This is a genomic window from Arthrobacter sp. 05L45_2 (assembly GCF_056397525.1).
In genome coordinates this window covers 1-15366 of record NZ_JBFTNO010000052.1, presented here as the reverse complement: position 1 = coordinate 15366, position 15366 = coordinate 1, and the positions used below count along the sequence as shown (strand labels likewise).

13 protein-coding genes are annotated in these 15366 nt (G+C 67.7%); 4 read left to right on the top strand and 9 right to left on the bottom strand.

From position 1 onward, the window contains the following. A partial coding sequence (locus AC1DHD_RS06300; RefSeq protein ID WP_476878894.1) for a GH25 family lysozyme occupies positions 1–2134 on the top strand: 2134 nt, incomplete at its 5' end. Positions 2135–2251: 117 nt separating this feature from the next. On the opposite strand, the gene AC1DHD_RS06295 is transcribed toward AC1DHD_RS06300, so the two are convergent. From AC1DHD_RS06295 to AC1DHD_RS06255, 9 genes are all read right to left on the bottom strand, one after another. Then, entirely contained in the window at positions 2252–3508 is a 1257-nt protein-coding gene (locus AC1DHD_RS06295; protein ID WP_476878893.1) for a glycosyltransferase family protein, read from the bottom strand. Between the two features lie 111 nt (positions 3509–3619). Continuing rightward, the gene (locus tag AC1DHD_RS06290) at positions 3620–4831 is read right to left on the bottom strand and encodes an acyltransferase family protein (RefSeq protein ID WP_476878892.1); all 1212 of its coding nucleotides are present in this window, start codon (positions 4829–4831) and stop codon (positions 3620–3622) included. Beyond that, a complete protein-coding gene (locus tag AC1DHD_RS06285; RefSeq protein WP_476878891.1) occupies positions 4824–6275 on the bottom strand; it encodes a lipopolysaccharide biosynthesis protein in 1452 nt (483 codons plus the stop codon). The genes AC1DHD_RS06290 and AC1DHD_RS06285 overlap by 8 nt, the downstream gene beginning before the upstream one ends. Further along, positions 6268–7419, bottom strand: coding sequence for an aminotransferase class I/II-fold pyridoxal phosphate-dependent enzyme (locus tag AC1DHD_RS06280; RefSeq protein WP_476878890.1), 1152 nt, complete (start codon positions 7417–7419; stop codon positions 6268–6270). The genes AC1DHD_RS06285 and AC1DHD_RS06280 overlap by 8 nt, the downstream gene beginning before the upstream one ends. 22 nt (positions 7420–7441) lie before the next feature. Beyond that, entirely contained in the window at positions 7442–8449 is a 1008-nt protein-coding gene (locus tag AC1DHD_RS06275; protein WP_476878889.1) for an SDR family NAD(P)-dependent oxidoreductase, read from the bottom strand. A 5-nt stretch (positions 8450–8454) separates the two neighbouring features. Next, positions 8455–9510 (bottom strand): sugar phosphate nucleotidyltransferase, encoded by a 1056-nt coding sequence (locus tag AC1DHD_RS06270; RefSeq protein ID WP_476878888.1) that lies wholly within the window; start codon positions 9508–9510, stop codon positions 8455–8457. 4 nt (positions 9511–9514) lie between these two features. After that, positions 9515–10675: a UDP-N-acetylglucosamine 2-epimerase gene (gene neuC / locus AC1DHD_RS06265; RefSeq protein WP_476878887.1), complete on the bottom strand. Its 1161-nt coding sequence runs from the start codon at positions 10673–10675 to the stop codon at positions 9515–9517. Between the two features lies 1 nt (position 10676). Continuing rightward, positions 10677–11729 carry an N-acetylneuraminate synthase family protein gene (locus AC1DHD_RS06260; protein WP_476878886.1) on the bottom strand — a complete coding sequence of 351 codons (1053 nt, stop codon included), beginning with the start codon at positions 11727–11729 and terminating at the stop codon, positions 10677–10679. Continuing rightward, entirely contained in the window at positions 11726–12448 is a 723-nt protein-coding gene (locus AC1DHD_RS06255) for an LbetaH domain-containing protein (protein ID WP_476878885.1), read from the bottom strand. Before AC1DHD_RS06255 ends, AC1DHD_RS06260 begins: the two co-directional genes overlap by 4 nt. A gap of 36 nt (positions 12449–12484) precedes the next feature. Here AC1DHD_RS06255 and AC1DHD_RS06250 point away from each other — a divergent pair, with 36 nt between their 5' ends. Genes AC1DHD_RS06250 through AC1DHD_RS06240 form a run of 3 tightly spaced genes read left to right on the top strand, consistent with a single transcriptional unit; the run spans position 12485 to position 15223 of the window. After that, positions 12485–13576: a Gfo/Idh/MocA family protein gene (locus AC1DHD_RS06250; protein ID WP_476878884.1), complete on the top strand. Its 1092-nt coding sequence runs from the start codon at positions 12485–12487 to the stop codon at positions 13574–13576. A 55-nt stretch (positions 13577–13631) separates the two neighbouring features. Next, a complete protein-coding gene (locus AC1DHD_RS06245; RefSeq protein ID WP_476878883.1) occupies positions 13632–14432 on the top strand; it encodes an acylneuraminate cytidylyltransferase family protein in 801 nt (266 codons plus the stop codon). Then, the gene (locus AC1DHD_RS06240) at positions 14429–15223 is read left to right on the top strand and encodes an SDR family oxidoreductase (protein ID WP_476878882.1); all 795 of its coding nucleotides are present in this window, start codon (positions 14429–14431) and stop codon (positions 15221–15223) included. The genes AC1DHD_RS06245 and AC1DHD_RS06240 overlap by 4 nt, the downstream gene beginning before the upstream one ends. The last annotated feature ends 143 nt before the right edge of the window (positions 15224–15366 follow it).

The following is a 15366-nucleotide window of genomic DNA, read 5'->3' as shown; positions in this document are numbered from 1 at the left end:
GGCGACCGCCGCCCCGGCGACCGTCGACCGCTCCACGGAGGCCTACCGCGCCGCCATGACCGCGGCCACCCGCTCGGGCGGAGCGGAAATGGGCGAGGCTGGCCGCGCCGGGACCACAGCCGGCGGCGGGAAAGCCTCCGCCCAGGCGCTGGCCACCGAAGGCACCTGGACGCCGTCGTTCGGCATCAAGGGCATGGATGTCAGCCCCCACCAGCCCTCGGTCAACTGGCAGCAGCAGTGGAACCTGGGCGCACGCTTCACCTACATCAAGGCAACCGAGGGCAACTACTACACGARCCCSATCTTCKSCACCCAGTACAGCGGRTCSCGGGCCGTCGGCATGATCCGGGGSGCSTACCACTTCGCSAACCCGGCWGCSTCSTCCGGGGCGGACCAGGCMMGGWTCTTCGTGCGCAACGGYGGCGGCTGGTCCAACGACGGCTACACCATGCCGCCGGTCCTAGACTTCGAGGGCAACCCCTACGCGGGCCAGACCATCAACGGCTACTACCAGGGCAACGCCTGCTATGACATGTCCAAAGCGGCGTTGACGGCCTGGGCCAAGGACTTCAGCAACACCATGAAGGCCCTGACCGGYCGGGTGCCCGTGATCTACACCGGCAACTACTGGTGGAAGGACTGCGTCGGGAACCCGTTGGGCTTCAGCGACAACCCGCTGTGGCTGGCCTCCTACCCGATCTCCGCGTCGAACGACGCCGGTCCCATCCCTGCCAGCTGGAGCACCTACAGCATCTGGCAGTTCAGCAGCACGGGACCCTTCGCCGGGGACTCCAACGTCTGGAACGGCTCAATGGCCCAGCTTCAGGCCTTCGCCCGGGGCACCGTGGGCTCCAACGGCGCCATCGACGCCAAGTGGCAGGCCACCGGCGGCGCCTCGGGGCCCCTGGGCGCTCCCACCACCACCGCCGAGATCTGCGGGCTGTACGGCAACGGCTGCTACCGGTCCTACGCCAAGGGCAACATCTACTGGAGCTCGGCCACGGGCGCGTATCCGGTCACCGGGGCGTACTGGACCGCCTGGGGCCAGGCCGGGTGGCAGCCGGGAATCGGCTACGCCACCAGCGACGCGACGTGCCCCACAACCACCACCACCTGCCACCAGACCTTCCAGACCGCAAACGCGTACAACACCCCCGGCGTGGGCACGTTTGTGGTCAAGAACTCCTACATGGCCGCATGGAAGGCCGCCGGGTGGCAGGACGGCATCGGATACCCCAAGTCGATGGAAACCTGCGGGCTCGCCGGCGGCGGCTGCTACCAGGAGTTCACGCGCGGCAACATCTACTGGTCCGCCGCCACCGGCGCCCACGCGGTGACCGGCGACTTCTGGGCCGCGTGGGGACGGGCCGGCTGGCAGACGACAATCGGGTACCCCACCAACGACGTCACCTGCGGGCTCTACGGCGGCGGCTGCTACCAGGCCTTCAGCAACGGCAACATCTACCAGTCCTCGGCCACCGGGGCGCATGCCGTCACCGGAGCCTACTGGAACGGCTGGAAGGAAGTCGGCTTCCAGCCGGCCATCGGCTACCCCACGAATGAGACCACGTGCGGGCTGTACGGCGGCGGCTGCTACCAGTCGTTCTCCGGCGGCACCATCTACTGGAGTTCCGCCACCGGAGCGCACGCCGTGATCGGCGACTACTGGAAGGCCTGGCAGCGCGCCGGATTCCAGCCGGCAATCGGCTACCCCACCGGAACCGTGACCTGCGGCCTCTACGGCGGAGGCTGCTACCAGCCGTTCGCCAAAGGCAACATCTACTGGAGCGCCGCTACCGGCGCCAACGCCGTGACAGGCGCCTACTGGACCGGCTGGGGCGAAGCGGGCTGGCAGCGCGGGATCGGCTACCCCACCGGCTCGGTCAGCTGCGGCCTGTACGGCGGGGGCTGCTACCAGCCCTTCAGCGGCGGCAACCTCTACTGGACCGCGGCCACCGGCGCCCACGCCGTCAACGACCCGTACATGAACGCCTGGCGCCTGGYCGGCTGGCAGATGGGCAAACTCGGCTACCCCCAGCAGGCGGCGATTTCGTACGGCGGATACAAGACCGTCCGGTTCCAGGGCGGGACCATGACGTGGACCGCCGCCGGCGTCAAGGTGGCCTACTTCTAGGACCACCGTCCGCAGCAACAGCAATGGCCGGCCGGGAGTCACCAGACTCCCGCCGGCCATTGCCGTCCAGGGCCCGACGGCGGCTAGCCGGCGGTTTTGTGTAGGGCCCGACGGCGGCTAGCCGGCGGTTTCGCTGCTGGCGAGGTCCTGCCGGGCGCGCTTCCGGAGCCTGAGACGGACCACCACGGACCGGGCGGCGAGTCCCACGCCAAGGGCAACGCCCACCCACAGGCTGGAGCCAAGGCGCTCCGCCTGGGTGTAGACCGGGTGTCCGACGACGCTCAGGACTCCATACAGGGACAGCGCCACTGCCGCCCACCCGGCCGGAGGCAGGATCTTCTCCCGCATGGCGCGCACGTACCCCCACACGCCGGCGGCGAAGACCAGCAGGTAGGCGGCGTTGGCCGGCAACGCAGCCAGGAACCGCCACAGGAAGTCCAGTTCCAGGACCATCAGCTGGTTGAAAGGATCATCGACGGGCGGCTTGCGGAAGTGGTCCGTGAAGGTGTCCTGCAGGCTCTCGTTGAGGCCCGGGAAGCCAAAGGCCGCGTTGACGCCCAGGGAGGCCACCAGCAGCACCGTGGCAAGGACAATCCCCAACCGGATCTGGCTGTAGCGGCGGTAGGTGCGGAAGACCAGCAGCCCCACACAGAGGAGCAGGAAGCTCACGCAGAGCAGCACGGCAGAAGAATATTTGAAGAAGAACACCAGGCCCAGTCCGAGGACCAGCAGTATGGTGCCGCGGGCGCGTGACCCGCGCAGCACATGGGCCAGGCCGATGGCCATCACCAGCGCGGACGCCAGGGTGGGTCCTTCCGCGAGCATGGCAACTCCATGCGGGATGCTGGCGGGCAGGGCGTAGAAGGCCGCCTGGACCAGCAGCGCGGGCCGCAGGTTCAGCCCGGCCAGGCGCGCCAGCCGGGCCATGAGCAGTCCGGCGATGGCGGTCCCCGCGATCGCAACAATCCACATACCCTGGGGGTCCCCGAAGAGCCGCATCAACGGGATCGACAGGAGCGGGAAGCCCACCCGCGGGGAGAAAATCGCCTGATATTCGGGGTTCCGGTCAACCCAGCCGATGACCGGGCCGCGGCCGGCCACCGTCTTGGTGATGCAGTTCTCCAGCGTGCCCTTGTACTGCACCGACGGGTTCTTGCAGTATTCGGAGAAGGCATGCAGCCACGCCTGGTCCGTGGGAATGCCCTGTAACTGGTCGGCGATCCGGATGTACTGCACCGTGTCGCCCCACACCACCCCGGGGCCCATCAGGGTGGCAACGACGATGAACAGCACAGCGAGCCCGGCGTGCGCCGAGACTCTTTGCAGCCGGAATTTCCACACGCTGGCGCGGTCGGTAACGATGATGATCCCCAAACAACTAGCAGCCCCATTAAGATCCGGGCGATGGCAAATCACCCAGGTGAATAATACCTAGGTTGAAGACGCCTCGATGCTGATTGCCGTCTTGTTACCGCCGGCCGAGGGCTAGCGCAGGATGCGGGCTTTGAGGAACTTGCCTACCTTGTGGAAATGCCGCTCGACGAGCAGGAAGTAGCCGTACGCCAGGACGTTGCTGACCACCAGCGCCAGCGGAATCAGCTGCCAGGCACTGAGGTGGGTGTGCAGGACGCTCCACAGGTACGTGATGACCGAGAAGTGGATCAGGTACAGCGAGTAGCTGAAGCTGGACAGGAACACACTGAGCCGGTTGAACCACTGGCTGCCGGCCCACCGCCAGCCGGGCTGCGCTGCCGCTGACGCCTCTGCCGGCACCACTGCGTCCGCGGCCTGGGCCGTGACGGGTTTCTTACGTCCGGACTGCCAGAAATACAGGTGGCAGAAGGCAACTGATGCGGTGCCGATGCAGCTGGCCGCATGCAGGTTCTGGTCGCCGTAGTAGAGGGCGGCCAGGAACCCCGCCGTCGCCGTCAGCGCGATCAGTGCATGGAACACACCAGGCAGCTTCCGGAGATGCGTGGCGGCCAGGGCATAGAGCATTCCGATGATCCAGGCGAGGGACTCGTACCCGCCCTTCGCCATGTAGCCGAGGGGCACGGCGATGGCGAACACCAGCAACGCGATGCTGCCAACGCCCGGCTTCAACCGGCGGATGGCGATAAAGGCGAGCAGCCCGAACGCGACGTAGATCCACCACTCGGCCACCACTGACCACAGCGGCGCAGCCGACCCGACCGGGTCCACGCTGAGCCACGGCATGTGCAGCCGGGGCGCCAGTTCCGCCAGGATCGGGTGGTTGAAGAGGAGCAGGAAGTTTCCGGCGATCGTCTGCGGGTTGAGGATGACCCGGATGAACGGCAGCTTGGTGGAGCCGTGGAAGAAGAGGAAGTCGAAGACGGTGATCAGCAGGACGGCCGGGAGCAGCGGGTAGACAACCCGGGCGATCCGGTCGATGAGGTATGACCCGAAAGTGAACGACGGCTGGGATTTTTTCTTCAACAGTGCGCTGGTGATGAGGAAGCCGGACAGCACGAAGAAGATGATGACGGCGAAGGACTGCATGTAGAAGACCCTCTGCCCGGGCACCATAAAGATGCCCGGCACGAAGATGTTCAGGGCATGGCCCAGCACAACGGCCTGCGCCGAAATACCGCGGGCGAAGTCGAAGAAGATAATGGGACCGGCGGGCTTGGCCGACGGCGCTCCGGTACGGTCGATGACCGGCGTTGCATCAGTCAAGTACTTGTCCCCTTCCGCTCTGGGGTGCTGTGGCGGCGCGGCGGGCACGGAGGCGCCAGATGATGGCGGCTGCGGCGAGGGCCACACCGACGACGGCGACAGTGAGCACGCCTGTCAGGATATCGCGGGGCAGGGCCAGGAGGACAGCCACGTAGGCCAGGGCGGCCACACAGGCGGCTGCGTATACCTTCGGCGCCCATCCCCCGGCGGCCCGCCGTCGTGCGACCACAAAGTAGGCACAGCCCAGCAGGAAGAAGGTCAGGACCGATGCCGCGGCCATCCCGACGAGGTCCCCGTGCATGGCCGGCCACAGCGCCAGCAGGACGCCGATGCCGAGCACGGACGGGGTGACCACCGACAGCCACCAGGTGGCGTTGTCGGCGAAGAGAAGGGTTGAGGCGTTGAGGTAGAGGACGTAGCCCAGCCCGATCAGGGGCATGATCTGGGCCACGGGGATCAGGCTTTCCTTGCCGCCGGCCATCACGTGCGTGACGAGGTTGGCTCCGGCGGCGGCGACGACGATGATCGCCAGCACGGCCAGGCTCGCCGTCGTCATGGTCGACCGCATTTTGGCGACGCGGGCATCCCCGCGGACGGACATCAGCGCGGGAACCCAGGCGTTGTTCAGGGCGCCGAGGAGGGTCACCGTTCCGAGGATGAAGATCTGGACTTTGCCGTAGTCACCGGAGACGCCGTTGGCGGCGGTGGCGGCCAGCAGGAACGCCGCGCCCTGGGTCAGCAGCATCAGTGCACCGGTGTGGGGAAGAACGGGCAGCCCGATCGCCAGCGCTTCCTTGACCGCGCCCCGGTGCGCGAACGGCGACGCCGGCCTGGCGACACCGACGGAGAGCACGGCGCTGAGGAGCACCAGCAGGCCGTAGCCCGCCATGAAGATTTCCGGTTCCGCGCCAAACACCAGCATGGCCACCAGGCCGCCGATGTACGCGGCCATCGATGAGCACAGGCTCAGGACGACGAACATAATGGCCCGGCCCTGCGCTCGCAGGATGGCCTGCGCGGCCARCACCGCCGACTGCAGTCCCATCGCCACCAGCGCCAGCACGAAGCTCACGGAGTGGCCTGGCCCGGCCGCGACCCAGTAGATGGCCGCGGCCACGGAGCCAAGGAGTATTCCCCCGAGGGTCAGCAGCCCGCTGATGGAGCGGGCCTTCACCGGCCCGTCGGGATCGAACCAGGCCTTGGTGATGGCCAGCGGCAGACCGGCCGCGGCCAAGACCACACCAACCTGGATCACCGAGACGGAGAGGAACAGTTCCTGCCACTTGGTGTCGCTGTTCAGGACGTGGAGCGCGAAAGGCTGGACGAGGAAAACGCCTAGGCCCTGCATCAGGGCCCCGGCCAGGTAGAGAACCGAGTTGCGTCCCGTCCGGGAAGCCGGCTCGGCTGCCCCGGTGCGGTCGGCGCCGCCGGTTACGTTATCCACCGTTGAGCTGAAGCCATTCGTGGACCCGGTCAATCACGCGCTTCTGGTCAGCTTCCGTGAGGTCGGTCGAGCACGGCAGGGACAGTCCCCGCGCGAAGAGATCCTCGCCGACGGTCCCGCCGACCAGCGGTTCGTTCTTCAGCGGCGGCTGCATGTGCAGGGGCCGCCACAGGGACCGGGATTCGATCCCGGCCTCTGCCAGGAAGTCCTGGAGCTCGTCCCGGGCACCCGGGCCGCGTTCGGCGGGCACCTGGATGGAGTAGAGCCAGTAGGTGGACTCCTGCCCGGGCAGGGTGGGAGGCGTCTGGATGGCGGTGCCGGCGAAGGCGTCGTTGTAACGCTTCGCGACGGCGCGCTTGGCGGCCACGAAGTCGTCGAGGCGTTCGAGCTGGGCGACGCCGAGGGCGGCAGCGATGTTGGTCAGCCGATAGTTGAAGCCGATCTCATCGTGCAGGTACCCGCGGTCCGGCATACGCGCCTKGGTGGAGAGGTGCTTGGCGCGGCGGGCCAATTCCTCGTCGTCGGTGGTGAACATTCCGCCGCCGCCGGTGGTCATGATCTTGTTCCCGTTGAAGGAGAACGCGCCCATGTCGCCGACGGTTCCGACGTGACGGCCTGCCAGCGGCCCGGACGTCCAGGTCGCCCCGAGCGCCTCGGCCGCATCCTCGATCACGATGATGCCGTACTCGCGGGCGAGCTCCACGACGGCGGCGACGTCGGCCGGCTGGCCGAGGATGTGGACGATCTCGATGGCCTTGGGCAGCTTCTCCCCCGCGGCCTTCCGGCGTTCCATTTCCTTGCGCAGCAGGTCGACGTCCATGCACCATGATTCGGCGTCGGAGTCGACTAGGAGCAGTTCAGCGAACTGGTAGGACGCGGCGTTGGAGCTGGCCATAAAGGTGAAGTCCGAGACCGCCACCATGTCCCCCGGCTGGATGTCGGCCAGCCGCATGGCGATGTGCAGCGCGGCCGTGCCCGAGGCGCAGGCGACGGCGTACTTGGCGCCGACGTATTCGGCGAAGCGGGTTTCGAACTCGCTCACGAACCGCCCCACGGAGGAGACGAAACCTGAGCTGATGGCCTCGTTCATCAGCTCGGCCTCGCGGGCGCCGATGTTCGGGATGGCTAGGGGGACTCGCGTCACGGTGTGCCTTTCTGGCGGATGTTTAGCGGGCGTACTTCGCGGCTGCGGACGCGTCAACGCCGCGGGCCTGGATCCACTCGGCGGTCTGGCGGAGGCCTTCCTCGAGGCTGACCTGGGGAGCCCAGCCGAGTTCGGCGAGAGCCTGCGACGGGTCCGAGAGCAGGCGCATGACTTCGCTGGCCTCGGGACGGACGCGCTCGTCCTGGGTGATGATTTCCGCCGTCGAGCCGGTGACCTTGGCGGACATTTCCACGAGTTCACCGATGGTGACGTCGTGGCCGGTGCCGAGCTGGATGACCTGGCCCTGCAGCGGGATGTCCGCCGTCGCGGCCTTGAAGAAGCCGTCCGCGGTGTCGGTAACGAACGTGAAGTCGCGGCGCGGGGTCAGCGAGCCGAGGTGAATCTTTTCGGCGCCGCCGACCATCTGCTGGAGCACGGTGGGGATGACGGCGCGGGCCGACTGGCGGGGTCCGTAGGTGTTGAACGGGCGCAGGACCATCACCGGCGTCTCGAAGGAGCTGGCCCAGGCCTCGCACAGCTTGTCGGCGGCGATCTTCGTGGCGCTGTACGGCGACTGGCCGCGGAGTTCGTTCTCGATGGTGATCGGCACGGTCTTGGGGGTGCCGTAGACCTCGGACGTGGAGGTGTTGACCAGGCGGCCGACGCCGTGCCGGCGGACGCCCTCGAGGACGTTCAGGGTTCCGACGACGTTCGTCTCCACGTAGGAGCGGGGCGCCTGGTAGGAGTACGGGATGGCGATCAGGGCGGCGAGGTGGAGGACGACGTCGGAGCCCTTGACCAGGTCGGAGACGAACTCGGCGTCACGGATGTCGCCGAGCTGGAGGTCGACRGCGTCGCGCTCGGCCGGGCTCAGGTCATCCAGCCAGCCGTAGGAGCCGTTGGAGTTGTAGACGCAGAGGGCGCGGACGTTCGCTCCCTCGGCGATGAGGCGCTGGGTGACGTGGCTGCCGATGAAGCCATCGGCGCCGGTAACGACCACTGTCTTGCCTTTAATGTCCTGGTAGTTCACGGCTATCACTGGCCTTTCGCTGTTGCTAGGTCTTTGGGGGTTCCGACATCAATCCAGTCGGACTCAATGGGCCATGCGGCCACGTTTTTGGTGTCGTCGATGCATGCCTTGACGAGGTCGGGCATGGAGAACGGTTTCATGTAGGGCACCATCGCCAGGGCCTCCGGGGAGACGGCGTAAATGCCGGTGCTGATTTCGAATTCGATGGTCGGCTTTTCCACCACGGCACTGATAGACCGTCCCTCGCCGATTTCCAGCACCCCGAAGGGAACCTGGTGGGTGTAGGGGCGGGCCGCGACGGTGACAGCCGCGTCCTTGGAGGAGTGGAAGGCCAGCAGGTCCGCCGCGGAGTACCGGACCATCAGGTCGGCGTTGGTCACGATGACCGGCTCGGAGATATCCGGGACCTCGTGGTGGAGCAGTCCGAGGGCGCCTGCGGTGTTCAATGGAGTCGCCGGGTCCTCGTAGAGGTAGCTGATTTTGCAGCCAAGCTGGGAGCCGTCGCCGAGGTGGTCTTTGATCTTCTCCGCCAAGTACGCGACGGACACGTAGATGTTGGTGATGCCGGACTCGACCAGGCCGAGGATGATCCACTCGATGATGGTGCGGTCCGCGACGGTCATCAGCGGCTTCGGGGTGTCCTTGGTCAGGGCACCGAGCCGGGTGCCCTTGCCGCCGGCCATGATCACGGCGATGTTGCTGAGCGGCTTGCGCCCAACGATGTCGTTCAGGGTGTGCAGCCCGACGAGCGTTCCCGCTGCGTCCACGACCGGCACCTCGCTGATCCGCAGGCTGCGCATCAGGTCCAGCACCGAGGCGCGGGTGGCTTCGGGCCGGACCACGTGCGGTTCCACGTTGGCGAAGGTCAGTGCCGGGGAATCGAGCTGGGCGCCGCTGAGCAGGCCGCGGCGGATGTCCCCGTCCGTGATAACACCGCGAAGGAGGCCGTCGTCGGTGACCAGCGCGATGGCAGAAGCGCCGCGGTCGATTGCTTCCAGCGCCTGGCGCACGGTGGCGCCCGGGCCGACGCAGACGTTACTCAACGGTCCCTCAATGGTCATAGATTCAACTCTCCAGCGGTAAGTCAACAAAAGCCTTGGTCAGGCCCGTGGCAGGGCTCCCCACAATCACGCGTTCGATTGGCTCGGCGGAGTGGGAATCCCCGTACGGGTTGACCACGCTACGGCACATCAGGTGGAACTGCGCGCTCAAAGCCTTCTCAATACTAGCGTGGATCTCGTTTCGATCATCCCGGCACTGCAGTACGTTGGCCCYGTACTCGCGCCCGCGCTGCCGGTCGCCGACGTTCACCACGGGCACGTGGAAGGACGCCGCTTCGAGGATTCCCGAGGAGGAATTCCCCACCAGCGCCCGCACCGTGGCCATGACGCGGGGGTAGAGCGGGCCAAGGCTTTCGCGGATGATCACACCCGGAAGGTTGCGGTCCCGGATCTCCCCGAGGACGGCAATGATGTCTTCCCGGCCGGCGTCGAACCCGGGGTAGGTCAGGATCGCAGTGCCCGCCTGGCTGAGCGTTTCGTCGAAGACGGTGCGGGCCAGCTCGCCGGCGTTGGTGGCCATCTCCGCGGTGGGGGGATGGTAGGTGGCCATCACCAGCGGCTGAACGAGCGGGACCCCGAACTCGGCCTCGAATTCTTCCTCGCTCAGTGGAACGGGGTGGGCGAAGCGGTCCAGCCCGGGCGCCCCGGTCTGGTGGATCCGCTCGGCGGACTCACCCAGTTGGGCGACCCGCCGGGCCGCCTGGGCGGTGCTGACGCAATGCTGGTCAGCCAGTTTGGTCACCGCGTGCCGGACCCGCTCGTCGAGGGCCCCTTCGGTGACCTCGCCGCCGTGCAGGTGGATGAGCCGGATGCCGTTGATCACCACGGGCGGCAGGACGTAGAGCAGTTCCCACCGGTCCCCCAGGACCACAAACGCGTCCGGACGCACCGCGGCGAGCAGCTCCGCCATGCCCGCGGACAGCGCGGCACCGGTCAGCGCCTGGCGTTCGGCGGACGGGTCCGCCAGGTACAGCCCCAGTTCGTGGTGCTCGAACGACTCCGGCGCCAGCCCCGCTTCGGTGAGCCGGTCCAGCGCCGTGCCGTCGGGGAACCCGATGGCAGTTGCCACGTGCAGGCCTACAGCGCTATCGGCAGCCAGGGCTACCAGCACCGGGCCCAGCGGAAAAAGATCCGCCCGGGTTCCGGCGAAAGCAAGAACCTTCATCTCAGGAGAGGTCCGCAGCCGTCACGGCGGAGCCTGCAGCCACGGCGCGCGCCGCCTGCTGGCCGACCACCAGGGCAGCCGGAGACAGGCCGCCTTCGGGGCGCAGGATCGCGACGTCGTCGGCCGTGATGACAGCCCCCGCGGGGATATCGCGGACAGCGTGGAAGGAACGGCGCACCAGGGCGGCGTTGGCTTCCTCGCTGGGCATCCGGCGCTTGTTGCCGTCGCCCAGGGCCAGGTGCGCCTCGCGGACGAAGCGCACGTAGTCGGCGAACTCAGCCCGCTCGAKGGACGCGGCGTGATCCGGGCCGTTCCGGGTCTTGTCGGTGGTGATGTGCTTTTCCAGCAAGGTGGAGCCGAGCGCCGTGGCGGCAATAGCCGTCACCGACCCCGGGGTGTGGTCCGACCAGCCGACCTCGACGCCGAATTCCTGGCGCAGCGCCGGGATAGCCCGAAGGTTGGCTTCTTCCAGCGGGGCCGGGTAGGCGGAGACGCAGTGCAGCAGCACCGTGGCCGGGGCCTTGGCCGTCGCTTCGAGGGCGGCGGCGATTTCCTCGCGGGTGCCCATGCCGGTGGAGACAATCATCGGGATGCCGAACTCGGCGATCGCGGCGAGGTACGGGGTATTGGTGAGCTCTCCGGAGCCGATCTTTAGCCCSGGGACGCCCAGTTCGGCGAGCATCAGGGCGCTGTCGTAGTCGAAGGGCGTCGAGAGGAACGTGATGCCGCGCTCGCTGCTGTGGTCCCGCAGTTCCGCCCACGCGGACTCCGGCAGGGTGAGTCGGTTCAGCATTTCGGACTGTGATTCCGAGAAACCTGCAGCCTTCTGGTACGGGGTGGTGTCCGCCGACCCGGTGACCAGGGCCTCGGGCTTGAAGGTCTGGAACTTGACCGCGTTCGCACCCGTGTCGGCAGCCAGGTCGATGAGTTCGTGGGCCACGGCCACGTCGCCGTCGTGGTTTACGCCGGCCTCGGCGATGATGAAGATTTCTTCGGAAGGGCCGATGCGGTGGCTGCCAAAAGTTACGGAAGTGGAAATCGGGTCATGAGTCAATTGGCTGGACCTTTCGTAGATACAAGTGGCTGTGCGGGCACTCCCACATATGTTGTCATACCGGCCAGCGGCCGGGTCGCCACGGCCCCGGCCCCCAGGACCGCGAAATCACCGACGGCGATGCCCGGCAGGATGCGGCCTCCCGAGCCCACGAACACCTGGGTTCCGGTGACGGCAGCCCCCAGGAGGACCGCTCCCGGGGCGATGTGCGAACCGGCCCCGACGACGGCCTCGTGCTCGACGACGGCACTCGTGTTGATCACGGCGGCGTCGCCGACGCGGGCCAGCGGGCCAACRTGGGCGTGCTCGCAGACCTGGCTGAGGGCGCCCAGGACGGCGGTTCTGTCCACGGTGGCGCTGCCGGCGACCAGCGGTACGGCCAGCGCCGCAAACCGCGGCTCGGCAAGGATGGCGTCGGCGATTTTGGACCGGATTGCGTTCTCGCCTATCCCGATCGCGATCGCCAAGGACTCCCGCGCCGCGTACTCGAGCGCTTCACCGTCGTCCGCGAAACAGGCAGGCGCTGCGCCGTCGCGGCCGGTGAAGGCGGCGAGGCCCGGCCCTGGCGCGGCGCCGGCGGCGTCCGGGGCCCCGAAGGCGCGGTCACTGAGGGCGGCTACCCGCTCGCCGCGTCCCCGGATGATGGAGGCCAGGCTCCGTCCATGGCCTGAGGCGCCGATGATGAGCCATGCCGTTTCCTTCGGGAATTGCCCATCCATTTATAGTCGCAGCGCCTTTGAGAATAGAGTTGCCAGATGACCTTTTCATCATACTTGGACGATTCTAAGGTGATGGCGAGCGTCCCGACGCCTGCCGCACTGACCGCGGCGGACCGTCCCCTGCGCGCCCTGGTCCGCGGAACCGGTTCCATCGGGGCCAGGCACCTGCGGGTGCTGCACCGTCTGGGGGTCCAGGAACTTTTTGCGTGGCCCGTACGGCCGGCAACGCCCGGGGCGGCCCGCAACGCGGATTACCCGGACTCCGTGCAGCTGGTGCGGGGCTACCCGGAGGAACCCCTGGACCTGGTCATCATCGCCACCGAGACCAACCGGCACGTCGCCGACACCATTGAGGCGCTGGAGCGCTCCCCCGCCTCCATCCTGCTGGAAAAGCCCGTGGCCCCGTCCGCCGAGGAGGCCCGCGTCCTGCGGGACCATCCCCGGGCCAACACCATCACAGTCAGCGCACCCCTGCGTTTCCACCAGGGCCTGGCGCTGGCGGCGGAGGTCCTGCCGCGCCTTGGCCGTGTGACCAGCGCCCAGGTGCTCTCCCAGTCGTGGCTGCCGGACTGGCGGCCCGGCCGGGACTTCCGGAGCAGCTATTCGGCCCGGAAGGACGACGGCGGCGTCCTGCGCGACCTGGTCCACGACATCGACTACCCCGCCCTGCTCCTCGGCGCCCCGGCCTCGGTCAAGGCCACCCTCGGTGAGGGAATTCTCGGCATCGAAGCCGAGGAGTCGGCCGACATGCTGTGGGGCGACGGACCCTGCGTGCACCTGCGGCTCGACTATGTGACGCCGGTCAAGACACGCAGCATCCGGATCACCACCGACCAGGGTGCCCTCGTGTGGGACGTCGTCCGGAACGAGGTGACCCTGGACTGGGCCGCCTCCGCAGACCAGGGTCCCGCCGGGCCGGTCAGCGCCGTCTTCCCGGAGGATGCCGACGTCGACGTCGTGCTGGCCCGCCAGTCACTGGCCGTGCTGGAACGGGCCGGCAACGTGCAGGGACGCTCCATGGAACTGTTCTCGCCCGCCGGGCTGGGCGAAGGCCTGCTGGCAGTGGCGATCTGCGACGCGGCCAGGCTGGCCTCGGCGGCCGGCGGAACTGAAAAGGTACTGTGGTGATACCGCAATCCGGCCCAGAACCATTGCGATCACACGACGAGGTTGAGAAATAACAATGAACGAAATAGCGTCAGCGCCCCGGGTCCTTGCAGTCATTCCCGCCCGGGGAGGCTCCAAGGGACTGCCCGGCAAGAACATCCGGCCGCTGATGGGCAAACCCCTGCTGGCCCACAGTGTGGCACTTGCGGCGCTGCTGGGTGAGAACGTCCGGTGCATCGTGTCCACGGATGACCAGGAAATTGCCGACGCCGCCCGCGTCGCCGGCGCCGAGGTCCCCTTCCTCCGCCCTGCCGACCTCGCCAGCGACACCGCGCCGATGAGCGTGGTCCTCCGGCACGCGCTCGAGACCATGGAGGCCCTCGACGGCACCACGTATGACATGGTCCTATTGCTGGACCCCACCAGCCCCACCCGTACGCCCGAGAGCGTCAACGAGGCCATCGGGACCCTGAGCAGCAGCAGCGAGCTGGACGGCGTCGTGGCCGTGTCCGAACCCTTCTTCAACCCCACCTGGGTGGGCGTCAAACCGCAGCACGAAGGCGGGATCGAACTCCAGCGCTACTTCGCCGAAGGCACCGGCGTGGTTCGGCGCCAGGATGTGTCCCGGTTCCTGCGGATCAACGGCAGCTTCTACGTGTGGCGGGCCGAATTCATCCGCCGGCTCGAGAAGAGCTGGTTCGACGAGGGCCGCCACGGTTACGCCGAGATTCCGGAGACGCACGCGTTCAGCATCGACGACGAGAACGAGTTCCTGCTGGTCGAAGCCGTGGTCTCGGCCGGACTGGCCCCGCTCCCCGGCTACAACGGGGCCGACACTTCCTCCCGTGCATCCCTGGAACAGGACCCGACCGTATGAACAGCCCGCAGAACCTCTTTTCCCTGGCCGGCCGGACCGCCCTGGTAACCGGCGGCGCCGGTCCGCTGGGAAGTGTCCTGGCTGATGCCCTGGCCGCACAGGGCGCAGACATCATCATCTCCGACATCCACGAACAGGCCTGCAAGGACGTTGCCGCCGGCCTGCAGGACCGCCACGGGGTGGCAGCCCGCGGGATCGCCTCGAACCTGCTGGAAACCGACGGCACCCGCAAACTGGTCGAGGCCATCGAGGGTCCGCTGGACATCCTGGTGAACAATGCGGCGTTCACCGGAACCTCCGGCGTCCCGGGCTACGCGGTGCCGTTCGATGAGCAAACCGATGAGGCGTTCGAGCTCGCGTCCTCCCTGAACCTGCGGGCGCCGTTTTCCCTCGCGCGGAGGCTGGCGCCGAAGCTGGCCGAGAGCGAGGGGGCCTCGATCGTCAATGTGTCCTCGATCTACGGCATTGTCGCCCCGAACATGGGCCTCTACGAGGGAACCCGGATGGGCAACCCGGCCGCCTATGGTGCGACCAAGGGTGGCATCGTCCAGTTGACGCGTTACCTCTCCACCGTGCTGGCGCCCCGCATCAGGGTCAACGCGTTCGCCCCCGGGGGCATCGCCCGCGGACAGGACAGCGCCTTCACGGAGCGCTACGAGAAGCTCACGCCGCTGGGCCGGATGGCTACCGAGGACGATTTCCGCGGCGTCGTAGCGTGGCTGGCGTCGGACGCGTCACGCTATGTCACGGGCCAGACCATCGCCGTCGACGGCGGCTGGAGCGCCTGGTAACCAGGCCGTCCAGCCGCCGCGCGGCGTCAGTGTTTCCTGGGCCCTAGGGCCGCAGGGGCTCCACGGCCGCCATCGCCGGCAGCTTCGGCAGCGGCGAGGGCAGGTGCTGCAGCGGGTGCTTGATCCAGTGCCACGGTGAGAGG